This window comes from Rhodococcus sp. ABRD24 (assembly GCF_004328705.1).
Classification (GTDB): domain Bacteria; phylum Actinomycetota; class Actinomycetes; order Mycobacteriales; family Mycobacteriaceae; genus Prescottella.
Genome location: NZ_CP035319.1, coordinates 271,499 through 296,199 on the forward strand (window position 1 = coordinate 271,499; position 24,701 = coordinate 296,199).

Consider the following 24,701-nt stretch of genomic DNA (forward strand, 5'->3'; position numbering starts at 1 on the left):
CTACGTCGACACACGGCAACGCCCCGATTCGACGGTAGCCTCCCGATCATGGAGCAGCAGCACATCACCATCGACGACAACTACACCGGCGATCTCTCGGGCACTGCGGGCGCACAGCGCCGCACGGTGCCCGGTGCGACGATCATCAAGATGTCGGTCGGACCGATGGACAACAACACCTACCTCCTCACATGCGCCGCAACCGGAAGTTCGCTGCTCATCGATGCCGCAAACGATGCGCCCCGCATCCTGCAGCTGATCGGCGAGCAGACATCGCGGCTCGAGCTCCTCGTCACGACCCACCAGCACCACGACCACTGGTTCGCACTCGCCGAGGTGGCCGACGAAACCGGCGTGCCGACCGCGGCGCACCCGCTCGACTCGGAGGTTCTGTCCGTGACCCCGGCGCGTCACCTCACCGACGGCGACACCGTCACGGTGGGCGATCTCACGCTCGAGGTCATCCACCTCGACGGGCACACGCCCGGAGGGATCACCTTGGCACTGACCGAGAAGACCGAGCACGGCCGGGTCCACCTGTTCACCGGAGACTCGCTGTTCCCGGGCGGCGTCGGCAAGACACCCGACGCCGAGCGTTTCACGTCGCTCATGAATGACGTCGAAACCAAACTGTTCGGGCGCTTTGCCGACGACACCGCCTTCTACCCCGGCCACGGCAAGGACTCGACCCTCGGCGCCGAGCGGCCGCACCTGCAGGAGTGGCGCGAACGCGGTTGGTGACAACGCCGTCACACTCACCGGTGCGGAGACTGGGCCGATCAGCCGTTCGACGGTTCCTCCGTGCCGGCCCGCAGGAACGTGTCCAGCACCCGGAAGAAGCGGTAAGGCTCGTCCAGTTGAGGGAAGTGGCCAGCGTCGGGGAAGACTTCGATCTGACTTCTGGGCACTTCCTCGCGGACGTTCTCGGCGTGGTGCGCTGGAATCATCGTGTCTTTGCCGCCCCAGATGAGCATCGCTGGCAACGTTTCGAACCGCGGGAAATGCTGCTTGGCGCTGACGGTTTGCCCGCGCGGACCCACGACCGCGCGGACGGATGCGAGAAATGCGTCCCGGGTGGCCCTGTCTGCCACCGTTCCCAGCGAGCGCCACGTCTCGACAGCACTGCGGCTCGGCTGCACGGGCAGGCCCGTGCGACCCAACAATCCGAGAACGGCCTCGGTGTTCCGCCGGACCCAGCCGGACGCGAGGACGGGCAGCACAAACTCGCTTCCCGGTAACGTCGCCGCCTTGAGGTACGAGCTCACCTCGGGTCCGAGACCACCGCTGCTCACCAGGCACAGCCGTTCCACCCGCTCGGGAAAAAGGTACGCCATCTGCATGATGATCCCGCCGCCGAGCGAGTGGCCCACCAGAGGGGCCGAGGAGATCTCCAAGTGGTCCATGAGATCACGCACTGTCGCGGCGTGGGAACTGAGCGAATAGTCACCCCGTGGTTTGTCTGATTCGCCGTGGCCGAACAGGTCCGGCGCAATGACACGGTACTTCTCGGCCAGCATGTCGATCTGCGGACCCCACGACTCGTGTGAGCCGAGCAGTCCGTGCACGAGCACGACTGGTGGACCCTCACCGAGATCGACATATTTGAGGACATCCTGGTGAAAAACTGCGGACTCGAGTTCGTGTTGCGACATTGTCGCCCCTCCGTAGGTGTAGCCACCCAACGCAGCCCAACCTACAAGGGGGACCCGCTAACTCTCTACAACTGTGTCCGAGCAGGCACCATGAGGTCTCCCCCACGACGGCGTCAGGTCCGGCGAAGTGGGCGTTGCCCCCATGCCAACGCTGAGGACCGAGCGGAAGCCGTTCTTGATGCATTCGGTCATGACCGGCAGATCCGGTACCGACGCCGCGTCTGCGTTGATTCCCACACAGCAGGTACCGGTATGGGACATGAGTGTGACGTTGAGGGCGGTGCCGAGTGTCGGCCCGAAGGCGTAGTACCTCTCTATCTCCGCACCGGCGACATACATGGGCACAGGTGAACCGGGAACGTCGGAAGCCAGGAAGTCGACATGTTTGAAGACCGAGGCCAGGTAGCTGTTGGGGAGCAGGTTCAGTGCGCCGGCGATGGCGTTGGACAGCGGAAGCGCCGGGTCGTGGCCCGACATGCTGACGATCTCGCCCACGCGGTGCATCAGTTCGGCCGGGTCTGTCACGTTCGCGGGTAGCGCGACCCGGACCAGGGTGATTCGGTTGCCTCCCATCGGGTCGGATTCCGTGCGCATGCTGACCGGCACCATCACGCGCAGTTGTTCGACGGTCGAGTGATGCAATTCGTGGTACTCACGCACCCCCAGCAGTAACGCAGCGAGAAACGCGTCGTTGAGCGTGCTTCCGGCATGTCTCGACGCGCGATGCAGCGCCTCGAACGGAATATCGATCCCGGCGAAACGCCGCCCGAGGCTGCGTTCGGTCATGACGGGAGAGAGGGTGTTCGGGATCGGGCGCGCGAAACGAACGACCGCGGTGGCGGTAGTGGCAGCGGATTGCAACGCGCGGAACGGGTTCGCGATCGTGCTCCGCACCGTCGGAACGAGCGCGCCGATGCCCCTTCGTGCCAGGGCGACGCCCGTCTCCACATGCCATTGCAACGTGTCCGCGAGGGCGCTCACCACTGTCGGAGACGGCGCGGGAGGGAGCGGCCCTCGGTCGGTTCCCTCGCGGGCGAAATCGACGATCTCGCCCGCGATCTGGATTCCGCCGAGACCGTCCGTCAACGAATGATGGACCTTCAGAACCAGCGCCGCACGGCCGTCGTCGAGACCGACCAGAAGTGTGAACTGCCAGAGCGGCCGGTGGGCATCGAATGCCCCCATCCCACTTCGGCGCGCGACCTCGAGAACAGCTTCCAGGTCCGCCGGCGCGGGAAGCGCCAGGCGCCGCAGGTGCCACGACAGGTCGAAGTCGGGATCCACCTCCCAGTGCGGCGGGGCCAACCCGTACCCGACACGGACGAGCCTGTGCCGAAAGTTCGGAACCACCCTCGTCGCTCGGTCCATCATGGTGACGAAGCGATCCCAGTCCGGCGTCGTGTCGAGGATGACGACGGCCACGATCGTCGATCGCATGATCGGATCATGTTCCAGGTTCCAGGAGAAATAGTCCGACTGCGTCATGTGCGATTCGCGCGTGTCCGTCATGATGGTTCACCCTTGTGGCGTGTGCCGTGATGGTGGTTCAACCTCGAACCTAGCCATCCGCGGGTTCGCTCGGGTAGGGCCCTTTGGCTGCCCGTGCCGCAATCGGGTTGCCACCGTCACGAGACGCGGTCAAGATCGAAGAATCCCGTGAGATGCGCCGCAACCGGCGTAAGTTGATCCATCGACGGGATGTCCTTCCACGACGGGACGGAACGAAGCCTCCACCTCACCTGAATGCAGGCCATCGTTTCGTTGATCGACGGTATGGAGAGCAGGCGGCCATGCACAGGTCACCAGAGTTCGAGCGATGACGCGAGTCGCAATAGACCGCCGCCGATTCGATGCGGCGATCTTCGACCTCGACGGTGTCGTCATCGATGCCGTGGCACTCAGGCGGGCCATCCGGTCCGAGGTGAGCGCAGTGCCGGTACGCGATTCCACCATTGCACTGGTACGGCGGCTGCGCAGCGCAGGCGTCGGAACGGCCGTCGTCTCGGCGCGGCGCAACTGCGCGCAGATCCTGGACGCTGCGGGCATCGGCGACCTGTTCGACGTTCGAGTCGACGCCGCGGTGGCCGACGAACTGGGACTCCCTGACGTCCCCGACCCGGCCGTGCTGGTCGAGGCGACCCACCGGCTCGGCACTGCGCCCGCCCGGACCGTGGTCATCGATAACACGGAGCTCGGCGTCGCGGCCGGCAGACGTGGCGGTTTCGCGCTCGTGATCGGCGTCGACCAAGCGCACGACGGCGACGCGCTGCGCCGTGCCGGTGCCCACGTGGTGGTCGCGGACTCTGCCGACATCGACATTCCCACCAGCGACCACCGGATCTCGGAGCTCCCGCACGCACTGACATCGCGCCACCAATCGACCACCATCCTGCGCACTCGACGACCCGTGGTGTTCCTCGACTTCGACGGCACCCTCGCAAACATCGTCAACGATCCCGACGCGGCTGCGCTTGTCGACGGCATGTCAACCGAGCTCGCGCGTCTGGCTCGCAACTGTCGGCTTGCCGTGATCAGCGGCCGAGATCTCACAGACGTCCAGCGACGGGTCGGTGTGCCGGGAATCTGGTACGCAGGCAGCCACGGCTGCGAACTCCTCGGGCCTGACGGGGAGTTCCACCAGAACGACGCCGCGCTGGCGGCAGCACCGGACCTTGCGCGAGTCGCCGATTCCCTGAGGGAACGCCTCCGGGATGTTCCCGGAGTTCTGGTGGAACACAAGCGATTCGCCGTTGCCGTTCACCATCGCAACGTCGATCCGGACCGAGTAGAGGAGGTCGTCGCGGCGGTGTACGCGGCCGCGAACGGCGTGGATCGGATTCGGGTCACGAACGGGCGCAAGGTCACCGAGATCCGCCCGGATATCGATTGGGACAAGGGCCGAGCGCTGCTCTGGGTGCTTGATCGGATGGGCGATGTGGCGGATCTACTGCCGATCTACATCGGCGACGACCTCACCGACGAGGACGCGTTCGATGCCGTCGCAACAACGGGAGTCGGGATCGTGGTCCGCCACAGCGAGCAGGGCGATCGCCGGTCTACGGCGCAGTTCGCGGTCGACAGCCCCGACGAGGTCCGCGAACTTCTGCAACGGCTCGCCGATCTACTCGGAAGCGATCCCACGACCACACCGCCACCCGACGACCCGTGGACAGTGTTCTTCGAGGGTTACGATCCGCCTACCGAGAAGCTGCGTGAAGCGATCTGCACCGTCGGGAACGGCTACTTCGCCACCCGCGGCTGCACGCCCGAATCTCGGGCCGACGCCGTGCACTACCCGGGAACCTACGCGGCCGGGATCTTCAACCGACTACGCGACGAGATCGCGGGGAACACGATCGAGAACGAGAGCATGGTCAACCTGCCGAACTGGTTGCCCGTCACGTTCCGCACCGAGCGAGCCGCCTGGTTCGACATCGACTCGGCAGAATTGCTCGACTACCGGCAATACCTCGATCTTCGCCGGGCGGTTCTCACCCGGCGGTTCCGGATCCGCGACGAGGCCGGGCACGTCACTTCCGTCGTCCAGCGGAGATTCGTCGCGATGAACCTTCCGCATGCCTGCGCCCTCGAGACGACGTTCGTGGCCGAGAACTGGTCCGGTCGTCTCGAGATTCGCTCGGTGTTGGATGCTGCGGTCGAGAACACCCTCGTCGAGCGCTATCGCCAGCTCTCGGGCCGGCACCTCGAACCACTACAGGCAACTGAGCTCACTGCAGACTCGGTGCTGCTCGCGGTTCAGACGAACCGATCACGAATTCCGGTGGCGATGGCGGCCCGAAGCACGCTGTGGAACGGCGACGAGCGCATCGCCGGCTCGTATCGACTCGTCGACGACGACGGCCAGATCGGCCACGACATCACCGTCGACGTCGAAGCGAACAGGTCCGTGACACTGGAGAAGCTGGTGACCGTGTTCACCGGACGCGATCATGCAGTCTCCGAGCCATCCGACGAAGCCGCCCGCTGGCTGGCCCGCCTGACCCGATTCGACGAAGTGCTCGACGGTCACGTGCTGGCCTGGGCGCGGTTGTGGGACAACCTCGGAATCGAGCTCGAGGGCCACGGTCACGCCCTGCGCATCGTTCGGCTCCACCTGCTTCAGATGCTGCAGACGGTCTCCCCCAACACCGCCGACCTGGATGTCGGTGTTCCTGCACGAGGCCTGCACGGTGAGGCCTACCGCGGGCACATCTTCTGGGACGAACTCTTCGTATTCCCGGTGCTGAACCTGCGACTGCCCACTCTCACCCGATCGTTGCTGCGGTACCGCTACCGTCGCCTGCGTGAGGCCCGGCGAGCGGCGAGCGAGGCGGGCCATGCCGGAGCGATGTTCCCGTGGCAGTCCGGTAGCGACGGGCGCGAGGAAAGCCAGCAGCTGCACCTCAATCCCCGGTCCGGGCGCTGGAACCCGGACCCGAGCCGACTCCAGCACCATATCGGGATCGCAGTCGCCTACAACGTGTGGCAGTACTACCAGGTGACGGGTGATCTGGAGTTCCTCATCGAATTCGGCGCCGAGATGCTGTTGGAAATCGCCCGGTTCTATGCCGGTCGCGCCACCTACGACGAGACCCGCGACCGGTACACCATCCGCGGCGTCATCGGCCCCGACGAGTTCCATGCCGGTTATCCGGGCGCCCCCTACGCGGGCATCGACAACAACGCGTACACCAACGTCATGTCGGTGTGGGTGATCCTGCGGGCCATAGAGGCGCTCGACCAAATCCCGTTGCAGATCAGATCGGACCTGACACAAGCCCTCGGGCTCCATGCCCAGGAGATCGCGCGATGGGAGGCAATCACCCACACCATGTTCGTTCCGTTCCACGACCGTGTCATCAGCCAGTTCGAGGGGTACGAGAACCTGGCCGAGTTGGATTGGGACAGCTACGGCCGACAGTACGGCGACATCCAGCGTCTCGACCGGATCCTCGAGGCAGAGGGCGACGACGTCAACTGTTACCGCGCCTCGAAGCAAGCCGACGTTCTGATGCTGTTCTACCTGCTGTCCGCCGACGAGTTGCGCGAACTTCTCGAGCGACTCGGCTACGAACTCCCGGGCGAAGCCATCCCGCGGACCATCGATTACTACCTGGCACGGACATCACATGGCTCGACTCTCAGTGGAGTCGTGCACTCGTGGGTGCTGGCACGAGCCAACCGCGATCAGGCCATCGACTTCTTCGACCGAGTGCTCAAGTCCGACATCGCCGATATCCAAGGCGGTACGACCTCGGAGGGTATCCATCTGGCCGCCATGGCCGGGAGCGTCGACCTGGTGCAACGGTGCTTCTCCGGAATGGAGGCTCGCGGGGGCCGATTGGTGTTCACACCCCTCTGGCCGGAAGCACTCGGAACACTCGAATTTCCCATCTACTACCGGGGACACCGACTCCGACTACAAATCAGTGGCCGACAAGTACAGGTCAGTGCCGCAGCGGGGAACCAGCCTCCGATCGAGATCGAGTGCCGGGGCCAGGTTGCGCAATTACATCCGGGTTCGACGGTACAGCTGAGCTAGCGACCATCTGCCGGATCCCGTCAGCATGGATACGGTGGAACAGAAACCTAGGTTGGGAGGCCGTCCATGATCGTTCGCCGTATTGCCCGCCCGCTGCTGTCCTCCGTCTTCATCGCCGGCGGAATCGACACGCTCCGCAGTCCCGCCCCGAAAGCACAGGCCGCCACGCCGTTCCTGGAGAAGAGCGTCGAGACACTGCCCGCCACCGTGACGGACCGGATCCCGCCCGATCCCGAAACACTCGTCAAGATCAACGCCGCGATCCAGGTCGGGGCCGGAGCGCTGCTCGCCGTGGGGAAGGCTCCCCGGGTGGCGTCACTGGTACTGGCAGGCACACTTGTGCCCACGACGTTGGCCGGTCACGACTTCTGGAACGCAGACGACCCACAGCAGCGCGCGATTCAGCGCATGCAGTTCTTCAAGAACATGACGATGCTCGGGGGGCTGCTGATTGCCGCGGTCGACACGGAGGCGAAGCCATCGCTCGGATGGCGTGGGCGCCGGGCCGCCCGCAAGGCACAGGCGTCGGTCGCGGAGACCGCGGAGAGACTGTCGAACAACGACAACCGCAATTCCGGCCACGGTCGGCAACTCGTATCCGACCGGGCCCGGCTCGCGGCGGAGCACGCCGGTGAGCGCAGCAGCGAACTGCTCGACACGGCCCGCCACCGCGGCGCTGCCCTCGCCCATCTCGCCAAGGAACGTGGCGCCGAGCTCACGGATGTCGCCCGCGAACGCGGCCCGGCACTCGCCGAGCTCGCTCGCGAACGCGGTCCCGTCCTAGCCGAGATCGCCCGCGAACGCGGGACCGAACTGGCACAGATCGCACGCGAACGTGGCAGCGAGTGGGCGACGACGGCCTCCGTGCAAGGGGAGACGTTGAGCCGGCAAGCCCGCAAGCGTGCTGAGCGAGCGCTGGCAGCGGCTCGCGCCAAGGCCGCCGAACTCCAGGACTGATCGCACCGCGGGACCGGGCCCCAGCGATTCTGCGGCGGCGTTGAGCGCGCACTAGACTGTTTTGGCGCTTTTCACGTCGTTCCCGAACCTAGGAGACCTCTTGCCGGACGAGGCCCGCGTGCACCCCGATCTCGAACACGAGCAGGGGTATCTGTCGATGCTCTACGAGCGTCTCGACAGGCTTCGCGCGTACGCGTCGACCCGCCTGAGCCGGGTGTTGCTCGAGTCGGGCGGCACCCCGCAGGCTCGCAGCGAACGCGAGTCGTTCAGCCAGATGTACACCGAGGATCTGGCGCGCTACGACGCCGCGGAGAACGGATTGTGCTTCGGTCGGATCGATCTCGACGAGGAGCAGCGGTACATCGGGCGGGTCGGAATCCTCGACGAGGCGAACGACTACGAGCCCCTGCTGCTCGACTGGCGCGCGCCGATGGCGCGACCGTTCTATCTGGCGACCCCGGCCGCACCGGATGGTGTGACCAGGCGTCGCCACATCCGCAGCCGGAGCCGCACCGTCACCGGAATCAACGACGAGTTCCTCGACCTCGCCTCCGCCGAGGCGAACGGCGCCGCTTCCGGCGCAGGCGGGGTCGCGGGCGAAAGTGCGCTGCTGTCGGCCCTCAACGCCGCCCGGACCGGTCAGATGCACGACATCGTCGAGACGATCCAGAGCGAGCAGGACGCGATTATCCGCTCGACCCACAAGAGTGTGCTGGTCGTCCAGGGCGGGCCCGGAACCGGCAAGACGGCCGTCGCGCTGCATCGCGCCGCCTACCTGCTGTACACCTACCGCCAGCAGCTCGCGAAGGCCGGCGTCCTCATCATCGGACCGAACGAGACCTTCCTGGACTACATCAGTCAGGTGCTGCCCTCCCTCGGCGAGACCGGTGTGCTGCTGTCGACCATCGGCGACCTCTACCCCGGAGTCCGCGCCGCGCGGGAGGACACACTGGCGGCCGGGGAAATCAAGGGCTCACTGGCGATGATCGAGATTCTGAAGAAGGCGGTGCGGGACCGACAAGAAGTCCCGAAGGCCCCGATCGAGCTCCGGTTCGACACCTATCCCGTGACGATCGACCGCAAGATCGTCACCCGTGCGCGGGGACGGGCCCGTTCGTCGCGCCGCCCACACAATCTGGCACGCCCGATCTTCGTCTCCGCCGTCATCGAGGCACTCGCACAGCAGCTCGCCGACACGCTCGGTGCCAATGTCGTCGACGGCGGCAATCTGCTCAGCCGTGAGGACGTCGCAGACATGCGGGACGAGATGCGCGAGGATCCCGCGATCATGGCGGCGCTCGACGACCTCTGGCCCGACCTCACCCCACAGCAGGTGCTCACAGATCTGCTCCGATCGCCGAAGCGATTGGCGGATGCGGCCGCCGAGCTCACCGACGACGAGCGCGCAACTCTGCTGCGGACTGAGGGTGTCGGGTTCAGCGCCGCCGACGCACCGCTGCTCGATGAGCTCGCCGAGCTCCTGGGTGTGGATGACGCAGCCGAACGCGAGCGCGCCCAACGCCGGTGGCGTGCTCAGATCGCGGATGCCCAAGGCGCGCTGGACATCCTCACGGGCTCGGCACCGCAGGACCTCGAGGACGAGCTCGATCCCGAGATCCTCATGGCTTACGACCTGATCGATGCCAGCCAGCTCGCCGAACGTCAGGATCTCGGCCAGCGCCAGACCACCGCCGAGCGCGCCGCGTCGGACCGCACGTGGACCTACGGGCATGTGATCGTCGACGAGGCCCAGGAGCTCTCCGAGATGGCCTGGCGGATGTTGATGCGCCGCATCCCCAACCGCTGGATGACTCTGGTCGGCGACATCGCCCAAACTGGTGATCCCGCAGGAAGCTCGTCCTGGCAGGACGTCCTGGCACCCTATGTCGCACAGCGGTGGAAGCTGACCGAACTCACCGTGAACTACCGGACACCTGCGGAAATCATGGAACTCGCGCACCGGGTACTCGAGGAGATCGATCCGAATCAGACGGTGCCGCGTTCGGTCCGCGACTCCGGATTCTCACCGTGGGCGGAACGGGTGGACGCGGATGCTGTTGTCGACGAGGTTCGACGACAGGTCGCAGCTGAGACGGGACCGGGCCTGACCGCAGTCCTTGCGGGTCACGAGCACGTCGCGGCCCTGGCTGACCTTCGCTCGGATTCGGTGAGCGTGCTGACCGTCAAGGACGCGAAGGGGCTGGAATTCGATTCGGTTCTGATCGTCGAACCACAGGACCTCCTCGACGAGTCGCCGCGCGGCATCAATGACCTGTACGTTGCTCTCACCCGCGCGACTCAACGCCTCGGGATAGTGCACTCGCGGCCCCTGCCGGCCGTCTTGGAGGCGTTAGGCGATCCGGTAACAGCGCCGCGCGTCTGATCAGAGAACCCGAAGCGGACGATGTACCGTGCCTAGGGCGTCAACCCGACGGGTCGGCGTTCCCCCGACGAACGAGAACGGGAATCATCGTGGCCGCACCGCTTCGCTACCGCCGCCGAACGCGTACAGCGCTGACCGCCGTGGTCAGCGCACTCGCGGTGTGTGCAGCGATCAGTAGCTGTGCCGCGGCGCCGACCGTCGACACCGCCGCAGCGCCGGCTCCAGTACCGCCAGCCGAGTCCGTGGCCCCCACACCGGTCATCGATCCGCGCACCACCGCATACGAACAAGCGCTGCTCGACGGCGGCCTCCCCGCCGTCGTTCCTGCCTCGACTCTGCGCGCGCTCCTGGACGCAACCTGCCGGCACCTTGCGGGAGGTACGCCGGAACCGGCGATCCTCGAGCAGCTGCGGCCCATCGCCGGATACGCCGCCAGCCTGTCCGGCGGACGCCTCACCGGTGAGGCCGCCGCGCAACTCATGTTGCGGGCGGCCCGCACGGATCTCTGTTGACGTCGCCCACTCAGCGAACAGTGTGCACGATCAACACATCTGATGTCGATTTGCGTGCGGCGTCCGACGGCACGGACCCCAGCAGGCGTCCGGTCAGGGTGTTGAGTCCCCGGTTGCCGATCACCAGCAGATCCGCTTCCACCTCGTCGACGAGGGCGAGCAGAGAATCGACCGGCGCACCCACTATTGCCCGCTCGACGATATTCTTGGCACCCGCTGCGGTAGCCCGCTCACGCGCCGTTCGTAGGATCTCGTAGGTAGGCGCAGACCCGGTGACCTGGTACGCATCCTCGCGCAGCGTGTCCGCCGCCGACTCCATGTCCTTGGGGTCTGCCGGGTAGTAGGCGCATGCGATCACCAGCTTCGCCTCGGCGTCACCTGCGAGTGCGGCGGCCTTCTCGACTGCACGCAATGACGAATCCGATCCATCGGTTCCGACGACGACGGTCCGGTAGGCGCTCATTCATTCCTCCATGTGTGCGTGTTTTCGAGGACGGTGACTGCAGTGCCCTGTTCGACCGATATCACCGCTCGCTGCGCTGACAGTAGCCGTATCTGCGCAGAGCCAGGCGGAATTGCGGCACAATATGCCTCATCCCCCGGTGGACGACCCACCCCAGGCACCATTTCACCACGGACTGCGCGGAACGGGACCACCCCTAGCGCGATTCGCCGTAGCGCGGCCCGAAGAACGTCTGGGGGAACACCCCCGACGCGAGCACAGCGTCGCGCCATGGTCCGGCGAGCTCCGCAAGGCGGGCCGCGCCGTCCTCGCCCAGCCCGGTCCAGGGAGCCGATGCCAGCTCGTCGGTGAGATCCTCGACGACCTCGCGCAATTCGCGACCGTCGTCGGTGAGCTCGCCGCGGGCGTCCAGGAGCTCACGGTCATGGAGCCGCGCAACAGCGGCGTCCCATTGTTCCTGGGTCCAGCCGCGCCGAGTGAGCGCGAACTTCTTTTGCGGGCCGACTCCTGCCACCGTGTGTGTGATCAACGCCTCGAGTCCGCTGAGCCCGGCCGTCTGCAGCGCCGCGATGTGCCCATCACCGCGGTACTCGCGCAGCAGTGTGAGCGCATGCCACAGCACGAGATGCGGTGGCTCCGGCCACTCCAGCGCCGCATACCCCGCGTACAGAGGACGTCCGTCGACACCCGGAATCGACTGTGCGGCTATCGCCGCGAGCTGGGCCGCCTCCGCCAGCTCCGTCGAGCCGATCACCGCTTCTCCGAAGAGCCGGCGATACGCCGTATCGACACCGCGATACCGTGCGCGCGTGATCTCTTTCGGGTCCACGAGCTTCCACGCCCGCGGCACAACCTCCTCGATCAGCGCGGGGTTGAAGTTGTAGAACGTCGCGGCGACGACGCCCGCCCCCACGGCACCCATCGGCGCGGCGCGGCCTGCGAAGTACGTCATCCACGCCGGTTCCAAACCGGCGTCGACCAGTTCGCGTTCCACCTCCGGCGCGAAGTAGGCCAGCGAGTGAAGTAAGTCGAGCGACCGGGCGGTGCGACCCGAAACCTGTACGTCCATGGGTCAGAACGTTAGCGCGTTACTTCAGCCCCGCAGCGTCCATCCCCCGCAGCTCCTTCTTCAAATCCGAGATCTCGTCGCGTAGCCGACCTGCCAGCTCGAACTGCAGGTCACGGGCCGCATTCATCATCTGATCGGTGAGCTCCTTGACCAGATCGGCAAGCTCGGCGCGTGGCATGGACTTGACGTCGCGGCCCTCGTACACGCCCGCGCTCACTGCGCGGCCGGCCTCGCCCTGCGCTCGACGCCCCCGACTGGCATTGCGACCTGAGCCGCCGATCTCGACCTCGGTGTCTTCGGCCTCCTCGTAGACCTGGTCCAGAATGTCAGCGATCTTCTTCCGCAGCGGTTGCGGGTCGACGCCCCGCTCCGTGTTGTATGCGATCTGCTTCTCGCGGCGGCGGTCGGTCTCCTCGATAGCGTGCTTCATCGAGTCGGTGATCTTGTCGGCATACATGTGCACCTGGCCGGACACGTTGCGGGCCGCACGGCCGATCGTCTGGATGAGGCTCGTCGAGCTGCGCAGGAATCCCTCCTTGTCTGCATCCAGGATCGCCACCAGGGACACCTCGGGCAGGTCCAGGCCCTCGCGCAGCAGGTTGATGCCGACCAGAACGTCGTACTCCCCGAGCCGGAGCTGGCGCAGCAGCTCGACACGGCGCAGCGTGTCGATGTCGGAATGCAGATAGCGCACCCGGATCCCGAGCTCGAGCAGGTAGTCGGTGAGGTCCTCGGCCATCTTCTTGGTGAGTGTGGTGACGAGGACACGCTCGTCCTTGTCGGTCCGCTGCCGGATCTCGTTCACCAGATCGTCGATCTGTCCCTTGGTCGGTTTGACGACAACCTCCGGATCCACCAGTCCGGTCGGACGGATCACCTGTTCGACGAACTCGCCTCCCGATTGACCGAGCTCGTATTTTCCCGGGGTGGCCGACAAGTACACGGTCTGACCGATCCGCTGGCTGAACTCCTCCCAGGTGAGGGGTCGGTTATCGGTGGCGGATGGTAGCCGGAACCCGAATTCCACCAGGTTGCGCTTGCGGGACATGTCGCCCTCGTACATCGCACCGATCTGCGGCACGGTGACGTGAGACTCGTCAATGACCAGCAGAAAGTCCTCGGGGAAGTAGTCGATCAGGGTAGCCGGCGCCGAACCCGCGGGCCGACCGTCGATGTGCCGCGAGTAGTTCTCGATGCCCGAACAGAATCCGACCTGCTTGATCATTTCCAGGTCGTACTGCGTGCGCATCCGCAGCCGTTGCGCCTCCAGCAGCTTGCCCTTGTTCTCGAGGTCCGCGAGACGTTCGTCGAGCTCTGCCTCGATGTCCTTGACGGCCCGTTCCATTCGCTCCGGACCGGCCACGTAGTGGGTAGCGGGGAAGATTCGGACCGAGTTCACCTGCCGCACCACATCACCGGTGAGTGGATGCAGGTAGTACAGCGCCTCGATCTCGTCGCCGAAGAACTCGATCCGGACCGCCAGCTCCTCGTACGACGGAATGATCTCGACGGTATCGCCGCGGACCCGGAACGAGCCGCGGGTGAACGCCATGTCGTTGCGGTTGTACTGGACGTCGACCAACAAGCGCAACAGCGCGTCTCGCGGCACCTCCACGCCGACATCGAGCTGGATGGACCGATCCAAGTATGACTGCGGGGTGCCGAGGCCGTAGATGCACGAGACAGATGCGACCACCACAACATCCCGCCGCGAGAGCAAGCTCGATGTCGCAGAGTGCCGCAGTCGTTCGACATCGTCATTGACCGACGAGTCCTTCTCGATGTACGTATCCGTCTGCGCTATGTACGCCTCCGGCTGGTAGTAGTCGTAGTAGGAGACGAAGTACTCGACCGCATTGTTGGGGAGCATCTCGCGCAGCTCATTCGCGAGCTGTGCGGCAAGAGTCTTGTTCGGGGCCATCAAGAGCGTCGGACGCTGCAACTTCTCGATCAACCACGCCGTGGTCGCGGACTTACCGGTGCCGGTCGCGCCGAGCAACACGACATCCTTCTCGCCCCCGCGAATGCGCCGCTCCAGTTCGGCAATGGCCTCCGGTTGGTCACCGGCCGGTTCGTACTCACTGACGACCTCGAACCGGCCGTCCGCGCGTTCGATATCGCTGACCGGACGGAACTCCGAATGTGCAACCACCGGGTGCTCGGATGCAAACGCCATGATCCCAGGGTATGCGTAGCCTCTGACAAGTTCCGATAACGCCTGCCGGCAGGGACCCCGATCGGCGCTGTCCCGGCACGCGATTGCCTGTACTTTCTGCTGTATGGAGAATGTCGAACCGGGCGCTGTAGAACCCGTTCCGCACACGCGTCCTGCCTATGCGCCGACGCTCGGTCTGGCGCCGGCACATCGCCCGAAGACAGAGTTCTTCAACATCTCCGAACGGACCAACACCGATCCGAAGGGATTCGTGCGCCCGGTCGACCACTTCCGCGTCGAGCCCTGGGGTCTGTACATGGCCCGCACCGCCGATCATCCGCAGTTCCACTACCTCGAGTCGTGGCTGCTTCCAGACCTCGGGATCCGGGCGTCCATCTTCCACTTCCACCCGTATCACGAGCGGGATCAGGACCACTACATCGACATCGGTGACTTCACCCGCGGCGCGGACGTCTGGAAGTCCGAGGACCACTACCTCGACCTGGTCGTGCGGACTGGACGCGACACCGAACTACTCGACGTCGACGAGCTGATCTCGGCTGCGGCGCACGGGCTGATCTCGGCCGCCGCGGCCGATCGGGCAGTGCATTGCGCGATGGCCGCAGTGGACGGGATCGCCGCACACGGACACGATATGGACGCTTGGCTGGCGTCGAAGGGGATGCCCGTCACCTGGCGATGACCGGCGATTCACTGCCCGGGTGACCATCCCGCGCGCTCCGCCCACTCCCACGCCCGGCGATACCCGCGGTCGAACCACGGCGCAACCGACTCGACATAGGTCAGCGCAGCCTCGTCGTCGTCGGCGATGGCCGCCGCCTTCGCACTGGCAATCTCCTTGACCTCGAGGAACTCGAGACGGGCCTGAGCATCGGCGCGCAGCCAGTCGCGCAACAGCAGCGCGAACTGCTGACCAGGCCACCCGTCGACGCGGACGCAGACCCGCGCTGGACGTCCCGGGTCTGCGGAACCGTGGACGCGGACAGCCCAGAGAGCCGGATCCGCCTCGCCGCCGACGCCATAGACCGGTTTCGGTTCATCGCGGGTAACCGAGTCGATCCGCGGGAAGCCGGCAACCGCCAACGGTTCCGCGAGCGCGTCGGCAGCGGCGAGGTCGGCAACGGTGATCTGCACGTCAATCTCGTCGCGGGCATCGAGCGCCTCGACAGCGGTGGATCCGACGTGGTCGACCCGGATAGCGCGGTCTCCACAGACCGACCGCAACCGTTCGACCAGTCGCGCTCCCTGCGCTGCCCATTCAGGGTCGGACGGCCGAACGAGCGGCGGTACGGGCACCACCGTGCGGGTCCGCACGTTCCGCTCGAACGGGACGAGCCGGTCCTCGAACAACGCGCGCACCTGCGCCTCGATCAGCTCCGGAGAACCGCTGTTGTCGAGCCAGACATCGGCCGCCGACCGGCGTTCGTCGTCAGTGGCCTGGGCCGCCATCCGAGCCCTCGCGTCGGACTCCCGCATTCCGCGCACCTCGACGAGACGACGTAGCCGCTCCGCTTCGTCGGCATAGACGACCAGGACGAGGTTGAACGCCGGCCCCATATGTCCCTCGACGAGCAGGGGAATGTCCTGCACCACGATCCCGTCGGCCGCAGCACCCTCGACAAGTTCGGCGGTCCGCTGGCCGATCCTCGGATGCAGGATCGAGTTGAGTAGCGCGCGGGATTCACTGCTGCCGAATGCCTGTGCCGCCAGTGCCGGCCGGTCGAGCGCACCGTCAGCCTGCAAGATGCCGGCCCCGAAGGCGTCGACCAGGGCCGCCAGGCCCGGTGTTCCGGGCTCGACGACCTCGCGCGCTATCAGATCTGCATCCACTATGACCGCGCCCAGTTCCGCGAGGACTTTCGACACGGTCGACTTGCCGGCTCCAATGCCTCCGGTGAGGCCCACTCTCAACACGCCGACCAGTCTCGCACTAAACACGCCGAAGATCACGAACGACAAATGCAAGGCTTTGACCTGCTGGTCCACTAGCCTTTCGATTTACGTGCCCGGTCTGCCGATTCCAGAAAAGGAGCTTCATGCCAAGCAATCCCGCCCGTAACGGTCGGCACCGTCTCGGCATGGAGAACGGTGTTCACGTGGTCCTGATACCCGAGGTGGCTCTGGCGCTCGCCGAACACCGCCGCAATTGGTTCACCGGGTTGCTCAGTCCTGCCCGCCACAGTTTCGCGGCCATCCGCAAACGGTCGGCGGCGCAGCCTGTCCGATGGTCGCCCGCCGCGGCCGGCTAGCTTCACACGAGATCCTCGAACCCGGTGGCCCGGTCCCTCTCAGGGACCGGGCCACCGTCGTCCAAGGGGCGCGCGACCACATACGAAAACCCCGGTCCCGCATACGCAGGACCGGGGTCTCGGTTGTTCAAGCCTGAAGCTTCAGGCCGCTGTGACTAGGCGTTGCCCGACAGCTTCTCACGCAGAGCGGCGAGCTGAGCATCGCTGGCGAGCGAACCGCCTGCGGACTCGGTGCGCTCCGACGTAGTTTCGTCGGCACCCGACTCGGAGGAGTAGTTGGTGCCCGAAGCACCGGCCGCGGCCTCGGCAGCCTCGTCGGCAGCCGTCTTCTCCATCTGAGCAGTGTGCATCTTGTGGCGACGCTCGGCCTCGGCGTACCGCGACTCCCACTCTTCACGCTGCTTGTCGAAGCCCTCGAGCCATTCGTTGGTCTCGGGATCGAAGCCCTCGGGGAAGATGTAGTTGCCCTGGTCGTCGTACGAGTCGGCCATGCCGTACTTGGACGGATCGAACTCGGCGTTGTAGTCCTCGTTCGCCTGCTTGAGCGACAGCGAGATACGGCGACGCTCCAGGTCGATATCGATGACCTTGACGAGCGCATCGTCGCCGACGCCGACAACCTGGTCCGGAACCTCCACGTGGCGCTCGGCCAGCTCGGAGATGTGCACCAGGCCCTCGATTCCCTCCTCGACGCGAACGAACGCGCCGAACGGGACGAGCTTGGTGACCTTGCCCGGCACGATCTGGCCGATGGCGTGGGTGCGGGCGAACTGACGCCACGGATCTTCCTGGGTCGCCTTCAGCGACAAGGAGACGCGCTCACGATCCAGGTCGACGTCGAGAACCTCGACGGTGACCTCGGTACCGACCTCGACGACCTCGGACGGGTGATCGATGTGCTTCCAGGACAGCTCGGAGACGTGAACCAGACCGTCGACGCCACCGAGGTCAACGAAGGCACCGAAGTTGACGATGGAGGACACGACGCCCTTGCGGACCTGGCCCTTCTGCAGCTGGTGCAGGAACTCGCTGCGGACCTCGGACTGGGTCTGCTCGAGCCATGCGCGACGCGACAGGACCACGTTGTTGCGGTTCTTGTCGAGCTCGATGATCTTGGCCTCGATCTCCTTGCCGACGTACGGCTGGAGGTCACGGACACGGCGCATCTCGACCAGGGAAGCGGGGAGGAAGCCACGCAGGCCGATGTCGAGGATGAGGCCACCCTTGACGACCTCGATGACGGTGCCCTTGACGGCCTCGTCCTTCTCCTTGAGCTCCTCGATGGTGCCCCAGGCGCGCTCGTACTGAGCACGCTTCTTCGACAGGATCAGTCGACCTTCCTTGTCCTCCTTGGTGAGGACCAGGGCTTCGACCTCATCGCCCACGGAGACGACCTCATTGGGGTCGACGTCGTGCTTGATGGAGAGCTCACGGGAAGGGATGACGCCTTCGGTCTTGTAACCGATGTCGAGCAGGACCTCGTCGCGGTCGACCTTGACGATGGTGCCTTCGACGATGTCGCCATCGTTGAAGTACTTGATCGTGGCGTCGATGGCGGCGAGGAAGTCCTCGGCGGAGCCGATGTCGTTGACGGCTACCTGCGGCGAGGTCACGGTGTTGGAGGGCATGTGTTGAGTTGCTCCGGACGGGTTGTTAGTCGGTTGGTTGTGTTCTGTCAGACAGGTGGACCGGCATGACGTAGATTCCGGCACAACACCGAAACCGACCCGACATCCAGTCCCCCGCGAGGCTTCCGTACCGACCCTGCAGCCGAAACAGCAACCGGCATGGGTTCGCACCGAAGACACTCGCGAGCAACAGGGTACGCGACCTCGAGCTAGCTGGGCAAACCCCGGCACTGCGCTGCCGATTCACCTGGCGGTTCCATCCACGACCGGACTCTCTACCCTTGACGACCATGTCCGACGATCGCCATGCCGCCGCCATCTCCACGCTCGGAACGAGCGGGGTGAGCCGTACCCGAATCGGGTCCGCGGACAGCGAACGGGCCAGTCGCGCGTGGTGGGATGCCGACGCCGACGACTACCACCGCACGCACGGCGAGTTTCTCGGTGTCGATTCCACCGCGGGTGAGTTCGTCTGGTGCCCGGAGGGCCTGCACGAGGGCGACATTCGACTCCTCGGGGACATCGCGGGGAAGCAGATCCTCGAGGTCGGCTGTGGATCCGCGCCGTGCGCACGCTGGCTCGCCGGACAGGGTGCCCACGCGGTAGGCCTGGACCTGTCTATGGGCATGCTCGCCCGCGGCCGGGACGCGATCGAGCGAGGCGGGCCGGCGGTGCCGCTGGTGCAGGCCGGAGCCGAGACGCTGCCGTTCCTCGACGAGAGCTTCGACATCGCATGCTCAGCCTTCGGCGCGGTGCCATTCGTCGCCGATTCCGCGCGGGTGATGCGGGAGGTGGCCAGGGTGCTGCGACCCGGCGGCCTGTGGGTGTTCGCCGTCAATCACCCGATCCGCTGGATCTTCCCCGACGACCCCGGACCCCTCGGCCTCACTGCGGCGCTGTCGTACTTCGACCGGACCCCGTACGTCGAGGTCGATGACGAAGGGGTGCCGACATACGTCGAACACCACCGGACGATCGGCGACCGGGTTCGCGAGGCCGTCGCGGCGGGACTCGAGATCCGCGACATCGTCGAGCCGGAATGGCCCGAGTGGCTGGACCGCGAGTGGGGGCAGTGGAGCCCGCTGCGTGGTCAACTCTTCCCCGGCACGGCCATTTTCGTCACCCGCAAGCCCGACTGACGACTCCGCCGGCTCACGTCTCCTTGCGGGTGCCGCGGCCGACCTGGTCGAGCGCGAGCCGTAACGCGTATTCGAGCTGCGCGTTGACGCTGCGCAGATCGTCGGCCGCCCACTTCGCGACAGCCTCGTACACAGCGGGATCCAACCGCAGCAGCACTTTCTTCCGCTCGACCACCGGTCAGCACCCAGACCGCGTCACGAGTACAGGGAACCCGCGTTGACCACCGGCTGCGTCGCCTTGTCCCCGCACAGGACGACCAGCAGGTTGGATACCATCGCAGCCTTGCGTTCCTCATCCAGTTCGACCACTCCCTGCTCCGACAATCGCTCGAGCGCGAGCCCCACCATTCCCACGGCACCCTCCACGATGTGGGTGCGCGCGGCGACGACTTGCGCCGCCTGCTGACGGACAAGCATGGCCTGAGCGATCTCCGGCGCGTACGCCAGGTGGGTGATGCGCGCCTCGACGAGCTCGACGCCGGCAAGTTCGGTGCGCTCACTGAGCTCGGAGGTCAGCTCCGCGGCAACCTCGCTGCCGTCACGCAGGCTCGTGCGACCGACCTCGTGCGAGTCGTACGGGTGACTGGTGGCAAGGTGCCGAACCGCCGCCTCCGACTGGATCGCGACGTACTCCTCGTAGTCGTCGACCGCGAAAGTGGCCTTACCGCTGTCCGCCACCTTGTATACGACGACGGCCGCGATCTCGACGGGATTGCCGTCGGCGTCGTTGACCTTGAGCTTGGCTGTCTCGAAGTTCCGGACCCGCAACGTGATCCGCTTCTTGGTGGTCAACGGAATCACCCACTGGAACCCAGCGGCCGAGACGGACCCGACGTAGCGACCGAGGAACTGCACAACGCGCGCCTCGTTCGGATTGATCACGGTGAACCCGGTCAATACCACGAGTGCGACCAGGGCCAGTAGCACCGCCGCCGCGATGCCTGCCGCAGTCTCGGTCAGCGCCGCGAGTGCGGCCGCAGCGGCCACCACCACGAACCCGGCCAGCACCGCGAACCCGTTCAACCGAAATGCTCGACGCTCCATCGTTGGCCAACCTCTCGAAGAATATCAATGTGATATCACCACGATATCTTACGGCCAACCGGGATCGACCACCGACCCGGTCACAGGAGCTTCGAGAGAAACTCCTTCGTGCGCTCCTGCTGCGGGTTGGCGAGCAACTCGCGCGGATCGCCCGACTCGACGACGACGCCGCCGTCCATGAAGACCAATTGGTCGGCGACCTCACGTGCGAAGCCCATCTCGTGGGTGACGACGATCATCGTCATTCCTTCCTTCGCAAGCTGTTTCATCACCGCCAGCACCTCACCGACCAGTTCGGGGTCGAGTGCGGAGGTCGGCTCGTCGAACAACATGAGCTTCGGGTCCATCGCGAGGGCTCGCGCGATCGCCACGCGCTGTTGCTGACCTCCCGACAGCTGGGCCGGGTATGCACTCGCCTTCTCCGCCATCCCCACTTGCTCCAACAGATCGACGGCCCGCTCGATCGCCTTGGCCCGAGGCACCTTCTTCACCTGGACCGGGGCCTCGATGATGTTCTCGAGCGCCGTGCGGTGCGGGAACAGATTGAAGTGCTGAAACACCATGCCGATGTCTCGGCGCTGCCGAGCGGAGGCGCGGGGGCTCAATTCGTACAACTTGCCGGCACGCTCGGCATACCCGACCAATTCGCCGTCGACGTACAGGCGACCGGCGTCGACCCGTTCGAGATGATTGATGCAGCGCAGGAACGTCGATTTCCCCGAGCCCGACGGCCCGACCAGGCACATGACCGCACCTCGTTCCACCTCGAGCGACACCCCGCGCAGCACCTTCAGTGCGCCGAAGTTCTTGCACACCCGATCCGCCTCGACCATGGCCGTCATCTAGTCACCCCCCCGGCGCATCCGGCAGCGTTCGGGCGTCGGAAGTCATGGCGACCGGCCGCCCCTGCGCATCGGCGAGGGCCTGCAACTGGCGGGCGGTCAAGGTCCGCGACACCCCTCTCGAGTAGTACCGCTCGAGGTAGAACTGGCCGATCATCAGGATGCTGGTGATGACCAGGTACCACGTGGCCGCGACGAGCAGCAGCGGGATCGGATGGAAGTTGGCGCCGGAGATGTCCCGGGCACGGCCGTACAACTCGCCGCTGAAAGACACCGCACTAACCAGCGAGGTGGTCTTGAGCAGGCTGATCAGCTCGTTGCCGGTGGGCGGAATGATCACCCGCATCGCCTGCGGCAGGACCGTCCGGCGCATGGTCTGCGACCACGACATGCCGAGCGCAGTCGACGCCTCCGTCTGTCCCTCACTCACCGAATTCACTCCTGCCCGGACGATCTCGGCCATATACGCGGCCTCGTTGAGACCGAGACCGATGACGGCGAACAGAAAGGCCGCGTTGAGCGCCTGAATATCGATGTGCGCGAACTGGTGGACGAAAGGGACACCTAGATCCAGCGTCTTGTAGATCGAGGGGAACAGTCCCCAGAACACCAGTTGCACGTAGACTGGCGTTCCTCGAAAGACCCACAGGTACACCCAGGATGCCGTCTGCAGCACGGGATTCGGGGACAGCCGCATCACGGCCAGGATCACACCCAGCACGATCGCAAGCGACATGGCGAGTATCGTCATCTGAATCGTCGTCCACGCGGCGGCGGTGATCCGCTTGTCGAACACGTACTGGCCGTAGATATCCCACTCGAAGGCCGTGTTGGTGGCGGCGCCGTACACGAACAATCCGAACAGCGCGAACACGCTCACGGCGGCGATCCAGCGCCCCGGGTGACGCAGCGGAACGGCCTTGATCGGCGCCGGCTCGGATTCGGCCGCAATGTAGGCCGATCGACTCTCCTTGGCTGACATGGCTTTCCGCTCCCGTCCTCAGGTGGTCGCCCCGTTGATGAGCGATGTTTCGATCAGGCCTGCACCGACACCCCACGCGTCGGCGATCCGCGCATACTGACCGCCGTCGATGAGGTACTGCATGCCCTGCTGCAGCACTGGCGCCAGCGGCGATCCCTTCGCCACCACCCAGCCGTACGGCGCGGAGTCGAACACCTCGCCAGCGGGCTCGATTCGGCCGCCGCTACGTTTGATCGCGTATGCCGTGACCGGAGAATCCGCCGACAGTGCATCGATCCGCCCGAGGATCAGCGCATTGGCTGCGTCGTCCTGGCTGTCGTACTTGATCTTCTCGATGGGCGGCTTCCCGGCGGCGACGCAGGCCGCGCTCTTGGCGGGTACCTCGTCGATGTCCTCGATCGTGGTGGTCTGCACGCCCACCCGCAGTCCGCAGGCGTTGTTCGGATCGATCGGGTCGCCCGGCCGCTGAGCCCACTGCACGCCGGCGCTGTAGTAGGTGACGAAGTCGACCGACTTCTCCCGCTCCAAGGTGTCGGTGAACGAGGACATCCCGAGGTTGAACGTGCCCGCCTGGACCGCCGGGATGATCTTGTCGAAATCGGCCTGTTTGTAGTCGACGCTCAGCCCGAGCACCTGGCCGACCGCATTCAGGAGGTCGACGTCGAAACCCACGATCTTGCCGTTCTCGTCCTTGAACTCATTGGGGGCGTAGGGAATGTTGACTCCCACCACCAGGCGGCCCGACGCCGCGATCTCCGACGGCACCTGCGCGGCTATCGACGCGACCTCCTGCAGTTCCACCCCCGAGACGACCGGCACGAGACCCTCGTTGTTGCTCACGCATCCCGCGGAGCCGAGCGCGAGGGCGCCTATGACGACGACTCCGACCACGTGCGCGAGCAGGCCCGGCCCGAGACTCCGTGTGCGTCCGACCATGCTGCGGGCAATCATCGGCGTAGGACCCGTGCGACGACGGACTCGGTGAACTCGCTCGTCGACGCCAGCCCACCGAGATCGGTTGTCGCGATCCCGGACTCCACGGTGCGTTCGACGGCACTCCGAATCCGCGCGGCCGCGGCCGCAAACCCGTGCCCGCGTCCACTCGATTCGAGCCACTCCAGCATCATCGCAGCCGAGAGCATCAGCGCCGTAGGGTTTGCGCGGTTGCGCCCGGAGATGTCGGGCGCCGCCCCGTGCGCGGCCTGCGCCATCGCCTTGGATGCGGAGGCATTGATCGAAGCGGCGATACCGAGCGAGCCGGACAGCTCACCTGCCAGGTCGGAAAGGATGTCGCCGAACATGTTCTCGGTGACGATCACGTCGTATTCCTCGCCGCGCCGCACCAGGTAGGCCGCCATCGCGTCCACGTGCTCGTCATCGATCCGGACATCGGGATAGTGCCGCCCCACCTCGCGGCACACGTCCCGGAACAGGCCGGTGGTCTTGGACAGAACATTCGCCTTGTGCACCACCGTCACTCGCTTGCGCCGACGCCGCGCAAGTTCGAATGCGGTGTGGGCGATTCGCTCGCATGCCTGCCGGGTCACCACCCCGACCGCCATCGCAACGTCCGGCGTGGGCATGAACTCGCCGCCGCCCGCGAACATATTGCGATCGGCGTAAAAGCCCTCGGTGTTCTCCCGGACGATCACGAGATCCATCCCCGGGGACACCGCCCGCACCCCGGGCAACGCCCGGGCCGGCCTGATGTTCGCGAAGAGGTCGAAGCGTTTCCGGATGGTGCCACCAGGGGTGAGCTGCGACCGGAACGGCTCGGGATAGGACGCGCTGTCATGCGGTCCGAGGATCCACGAGTCGAGAGCAGCCAACGCGACGAGCGTGCTCTCCGGGATGGGTGTGCCGTGTGAGGCGATCGCGTCGAATCCGATCGGCAGCGGGACCCAGTGCACGTCTGGCAGACCGACCGCAGCAACCGCGGTGTCGACGACGACGCGCGTGGCGGGAACGATCTCCTGGCCGATGCCGTCGCCCAGCAGCAATCCGATCCGCGGATTCGGCAAATCACCTGTACTCGCGCTGCTCATCCAGCAATCATTACTCAC

General features: G+C 65.7%; 21 protein-coding genes. 8 read left to right on the forward strand and 13 right to left on the reverse strand.

The genetic code is table 11. The annotated features are described in order from the left end of the window. The first annotated feature begins 48 nt into the window (after nucleotides 1-48). Nucleotides 49-741, forward strand: coding sequence for an MBL fold metallo-hydrolase (locus ERC79_RS01145; protein WP_131575018.1), 693 nt, complete (start codon nucleotides 49-51; stop codon nucleotides 739-741). Between the two features lie 38 nt (nucleotides 742-779). Here ERC79_RS01145 and ERC79_RS01150 read toward each other — a convergent pair whose 3' ends face one another. Together ERC79_RS01150 and ERC79_RS01155 are read right to left on the reverse strand one after the other, a co-directional pair. Further along, a complete protein-coding gene (locus tag ERC79_RS01150) occupies nucleotides 780-1,652 on the reverse strand; it encodes an alpha/beta fold hydrolase (RefSeq protein WP_131575020.1) in 873 nt (290 codons plus the stop codon). A gap of 57 nt (nucleotides 1,653-1,709) precedes the next feature. After that, the gene (locus ERC79_RS01155; protein ID WP_131575021.1) at nucleotides 1,710-3,161 is read right to left on the reverse strand and encodes a wax ester/triacylglycerol synthase domain-containing protein; all 1,452 of its coding nucleotides are present in this window, start codon (nucleotides 3,159-3,161) and stop codon (nucleotides 1,710-1,712) included. Between the two features lie 307 nt (nucleotides 3,162-3,468). On the opposite strand from ERC79_RS01155, the gene otsB reads away from it, so the two are divergent. The 4 genes from otsB to ERC79_RS01175 all read left to right on the forward strand — a co-directional run bounded on the left by otsB (nucleotide 3,469) and on the right by ERC79_RS01175 (nucleotide 11,046). Then, nucleotides 3,469-7,194 carry a trehalose-phosphatase gene (gene otsB, locus ERC79_RS01160; protein WP_131575023.1) on the forward strand — a complete coding sequence of 1,242 codons (3,726 nt, stop codon included), beginning with the start codon at nucleotides 3,469-3,471 and terminating at the stop codon, nucleotides 7,192-7,194. 66 nt (nucleotides 7,195-7,260) lie between these two features. After that, nucleotides 7,261-8,151, forward strand: coding sequence for a DoxX family protein (locus ERC79_RS01165; protein WP_131575025.1), 891 nt, complete (start codon nucleotides 7,261-7,263; stop codon nucleotides 8,149-8,151). 157 nt (nucleotides 8,152-8,308) lie between these two features. Next, a complete protein-coding gene (locus ERC79_RS01170; RefSeq protein WP_131580631.1) occupies nucleotides 8,309-10,534 on the forward strand; it encodes an ATP-binding domain-containing protein in 2,226 nt (741 codons plus the stop codon). Between the two features lie 89 nt (nucleotides 10,535-10,623). Continuing rightward, on the forward strand, nucleotides 10,624-11,046 hold the full coding sequence (locus tag ERC79_RS01175) for a hypothetical protein (RefSeq protein ID WP_131575027.1): 423 nt from the start codon (nucleotides 10,624-10,626) through the stop codon (nucleotides 11,044-11,046). A 10-nt stretch (nucleotides 11,047-11,056) separates the two neighbouring features. Here ERC79_RS01175 and ERC79_RS01180 read toward each other — a convergent pair whose 3' ends face one another. The 3 genes from ERC79_RS01180 to uvrB form a co-directional block, all read right to left on the reverse strand. Then, nucleotides 11,057-11,509 (reverse strand): universal stress protein, encoded by a 453-nt coding sequence (locus ERC79_RS01180; RefSeq protein ID WP_131575028.1) that lies wholly within the window; start codon nucleotides 11,507-11,509, stop codon nucleotides 11,057-11,059. Between the two features lie 196 nt (nucleotides 11,510-11,705). Then, nucleotides 11,706-12,578 (reverse strand): hypothetical protein, encoded by an 873-nt coding sequence (locus ERC79_RS01185; RefSeq protein ID WP_131575029.1) that lies wholly within the window; start codon nucleotides 12,576-12,578, stop codon nucleotides 11,706-11,708. Nucleotides 12,579-12,597: 19 nt separating this feature from the next. Further along, nucleotides 12,598-14,754: an excinuclease ABC subunit UvrB gene (uvrB, locus tag ERC79_RS01190; protein WP_131575030.1), complete on the reverse strand. Its 2,157-nt coding sequence runs from the start codon at nucleotides 14,752-14,754 to the stop codon at nucleotides 12,598-12,600. Between the two features lie 103 nt (nucleotides 14,755-14,857). Here uvrB and ERC79_RS01195 point away from each other — a divergent pair, with 103 nt between their 5' ends. Then, nucleotides 14,858-15,436, forward strand: coding sequence for a DUF402 domain-containing protein (locus ERC79_RS01195; RefSeq protein ID WP_131575031.1), 579 nt, complete (start codon nucleotides 14,858-14,860; stop codon nucleotides 15,434-15,436). 8 nt (nucleotides 15,437-15,444) lie between these two features. On the opposite strand, the gene coaE is transcribed toward ERC79_RS01195, so the two are convergent. Next, entirely contained in the window at nucleotides 15,445-16,668 is a 1,224-nt protein-coding gene (coaE, locus tag ERC79_RS01200; RefSeq protein ID WP_207390403.1) for a dephospho-CoA kinase, read from the reverse strand. A 122-nt stretch (nucleotides 16,669-16,790) separates the two neighbouring features. Here coaE and ERC79_RS01205 point away from each other — a divergent pair, with 122 nt between their 5' ends. Then, nucleotides 16,791-17,003 (forward strand): hypothetical protein, encoded by a 213-nt coding sequence (locus ERC79_RS01205; RefSeq protein WP_131575032.1) that lies wholly within the window; start codon nucleotides 16,791-16,793, stop codon nucleotides 17,001-17,003. Nucleotides 17,004-17,158: 155 nt separating this feature from the next. Here ERC79_RS01205 and rpsA read toward each other — a convergent pair whose 3' ends face one another. Continuing rightward, nucleotides 17,159-18,631: a 30S ribosomal protein S1 gene (gene rpsA, locus ERC79_RS01210; RefSeq protein WP_131575033.1), complete on the reverse strand. Its 1,473-nt coding sequence runs from the start codon at nucleotides 18,629-18,631 to the stop codon at nucleotides 17,159-17,161. A 290-nt stretch (nucleotides 18,632-18,921) separates the two neighbouring features. On the opposite strand from rpsA, the gene ERC79_RS01215 reads away from it, so the two are divergent. Next, nucleotides 18,922-19,770, forward strand: coding sequence for a class I SAM-dependent methyltransferase (locus ERC79_RS01215; RefSeq protein WP_131575034.1), 849 nt, complete (start codon nucleotides 18,922-18,924; stop codon nucleotides 19,768-19,770). Between the two features lie 13 nt (nucleotides 19,771-19,783). Here the strand turns inward: ERC79_RS01215 and ERC79_RS22875 are convergent, their stop codons facing one another. The 6 genes from ERC79_RS22875 to ERC79_RS01240 all read right to left on the reverse strand — a co-directional run bounded on the left by ERC79_RS22875 (nucleotide 19,784) and on the right by ERC79_RS01240 (nucleotide 24,683). Beyond that, nucleotides 19,784-19,945, reverse strand: a complete 162-nt coding sequence (locus tag ERC79_RS22875) for a hypothetical protein (protein WP_165497019.1) — start codon at nucleotides 19,943-19,945, stop codon at nucleotides 19,784-19,786. Between the two features lie 20 nt (nucleotides 19,946-19,965). After that, nucleotides 19,966-20,814, reverse strand: coding sequence for an SPFH domain-containing protein (locus ERC79_RS01220; protein ID WP_131575035.1), 849 nt, complete (start codon nucleotides 20,812-20,814; stop codon nucleotides 19,966-19,968). Between the two features lie 80 nt (nucleotides 20,815-20,894). After that, nucleotides 20,895-21,656: an amino acid ABC transporter ATP-binding protein gene (locus ERC79_RS01225; RefSeq protein ID WP_278249718.1), complete on the reverse strand. Its 762-nt coding sequence runs from the start codon at nucleotides 21,654-21,656 to the stop codon at nucleotides 20,895-20,897. Between the two features lie 4 nt (nucleotides 21,657-21,660). After that, complete coding sequence (locus tag ERC79_RS01230) at nucleotides 21,661-22,638, reverse strand: amino acid ABC transporter permease (RefSeq protein WP_131575036.1); 978 nt, start codon at nucleotides 22,636-22,638, stop codon at nucleotides 21,661-21,663. 18 nt (nucleotides 22,639-22,656) lie between these two features. Next, nucleotides 22,657-23,574: an ABC transporter substrate-binding protein gene (locus tag ERC79_RS01235; RefSeq protein WP_242676706.1), complete on the reverse strand. Its 918-nt coding sequence runs from the start codon at nucleotides 23,572-23,574 to the stop codon at nucleotides 22,657-22,659. An 11-nt stretch (nucleotides 23,575-23,585) separates the two neighbouring features. Beyond that, nucleotides 23,586-24,683, reverse strand: a complete 1,098-nt coding sequence (locus tag ERC79_RS01240) for an isocitrate/isopropylmalate family dehydrogenase (protein WP_131575038.1) — start codon at nucleotides 24,681-24,683, stop codon at nucleotides 23,586-23,588. Nucleotides 24,684-24,701 lie beyond the last annotated feature (18 nt).

Coding starts and splice junctions, on each gene's coding strand:
- ERC79_RS01145 (WP_131575018.1), top strand. CDS start 49: ATGGAGCAGCAGCACATCACCATCGACGACAACTACACCGGCGATCTC.
- ERC79_RS01150 (WP_131575020.1), bottom strand. CDS start 1,652: ATGTCGCAACACGAACTCGAGTCCGCAGTTTTTCACCAGGATGTCCTC.
- ERC79_RS01155 (WP_131575021.1), bottom strand. CDS start 3,161: ATGACGGACACGCGCGAATCGCACATGACGCAGTCGGACTATTTCTCC.
- otsB (WP_131575023.1), top strand. CDS start 3,469: ATGACGCGAGTCGCAATAGACCGCCGCCGATTCGATGCGGCGATCTTC.
- ERC79_RS01165 (WP_131575025.1), top strand. CDS start 7,261: ATGATCGTTCGCCGTATTGCCCGCCCGCTGCTGTCCTCCGTCTTCATC.
- ERC79_RS01170 (WP_131580631.1), top strand. CDS start 8,309: ATGCTCTACGAGCGTCTCGACAGGCTTCGCGCGTACGCGTCGACCCGC.
- ERC79_RS01180 (WP_131575028.1), bottom strand. CDS start 11,509: ATGAGCGCCTACCGGACCGTCGTCGTCGGAACCGATGGATCGGATTCG.
- ERC79_RS01185 (WP_131575029.1), bottom strand. CDS start 12,578: ATGGACGTACAGGTTTCGGGTCGCACCGCCCGGTCGCTCGACTTACTT.
- uvrB (WP_131575030.1), bottom strand. CDS start 14,754: ATGGCGTTTGCATCCGAGCACCCGGTGGTTGCACATTCGGAGTTCCGT.
- ERC79_RS01195 (WP_131575031.1), top strand. CDS start 14,858: ATGGAGAATGTCGAACCGGGCGCTGTAGAACCCGTTCCGCACACGCGT.
- ERC79_RS01205 (WP_131575032.1), top strand. CDS start 16,791: ATGCCAAGCAATCCCGCCCGTAACGGTCGGCACCGTCTCGGCATGGAG.
- rpsA (WP_131575033.1), bottom strand. CDS start 18,631: ATGCCCTCCAACACCGTGACCTCGCCGCAGGTAGCCGTCAACGACATC.
- ERC79_RS01215 (WP_131575034.1), top strand. CDS start 18,922: ATGTCCGACGATCGCCATGCCGCCGCCATCTCCACGCTCGGAACGAGC.
- ERC79_RS01220 (WP_131575035.1), bottom strand. CDS start 20,814: ATGGAGCGTCGAGCATTTCGGTTGAACGGGTTCGCGGTGCTGGCCGGG.
- ERC79_RS01225 (WP_278249718.1), bottom strand. CDS start 21,656: ATGACGGCCATGGTCGAGGCGGATCGGGTGTGCAAGAACTTCGGCGCA.
- ERC79_RS01230 (WP_131575036.1), bottom strand. CDS start 22,638: ATGTCAGCCAAGGAGAGTCGATCGGCCTACATTGCGGCCGAATCCGAG.
- ERC79_RS01235 (WP_242676706.1), bottom strand. CDS start 23,574: ATGGTCGGACGCACACGGAGTCTCGGGCCGGGCCTGCTCGCGCACGTG.
- ERC79_RS01240 (WP_131575038.1), bottom strand. CDS start 24,683: ATGAGCAGCGCGAGTACAGGTGATTTGCCGAATCCGCGGATCGGATTG.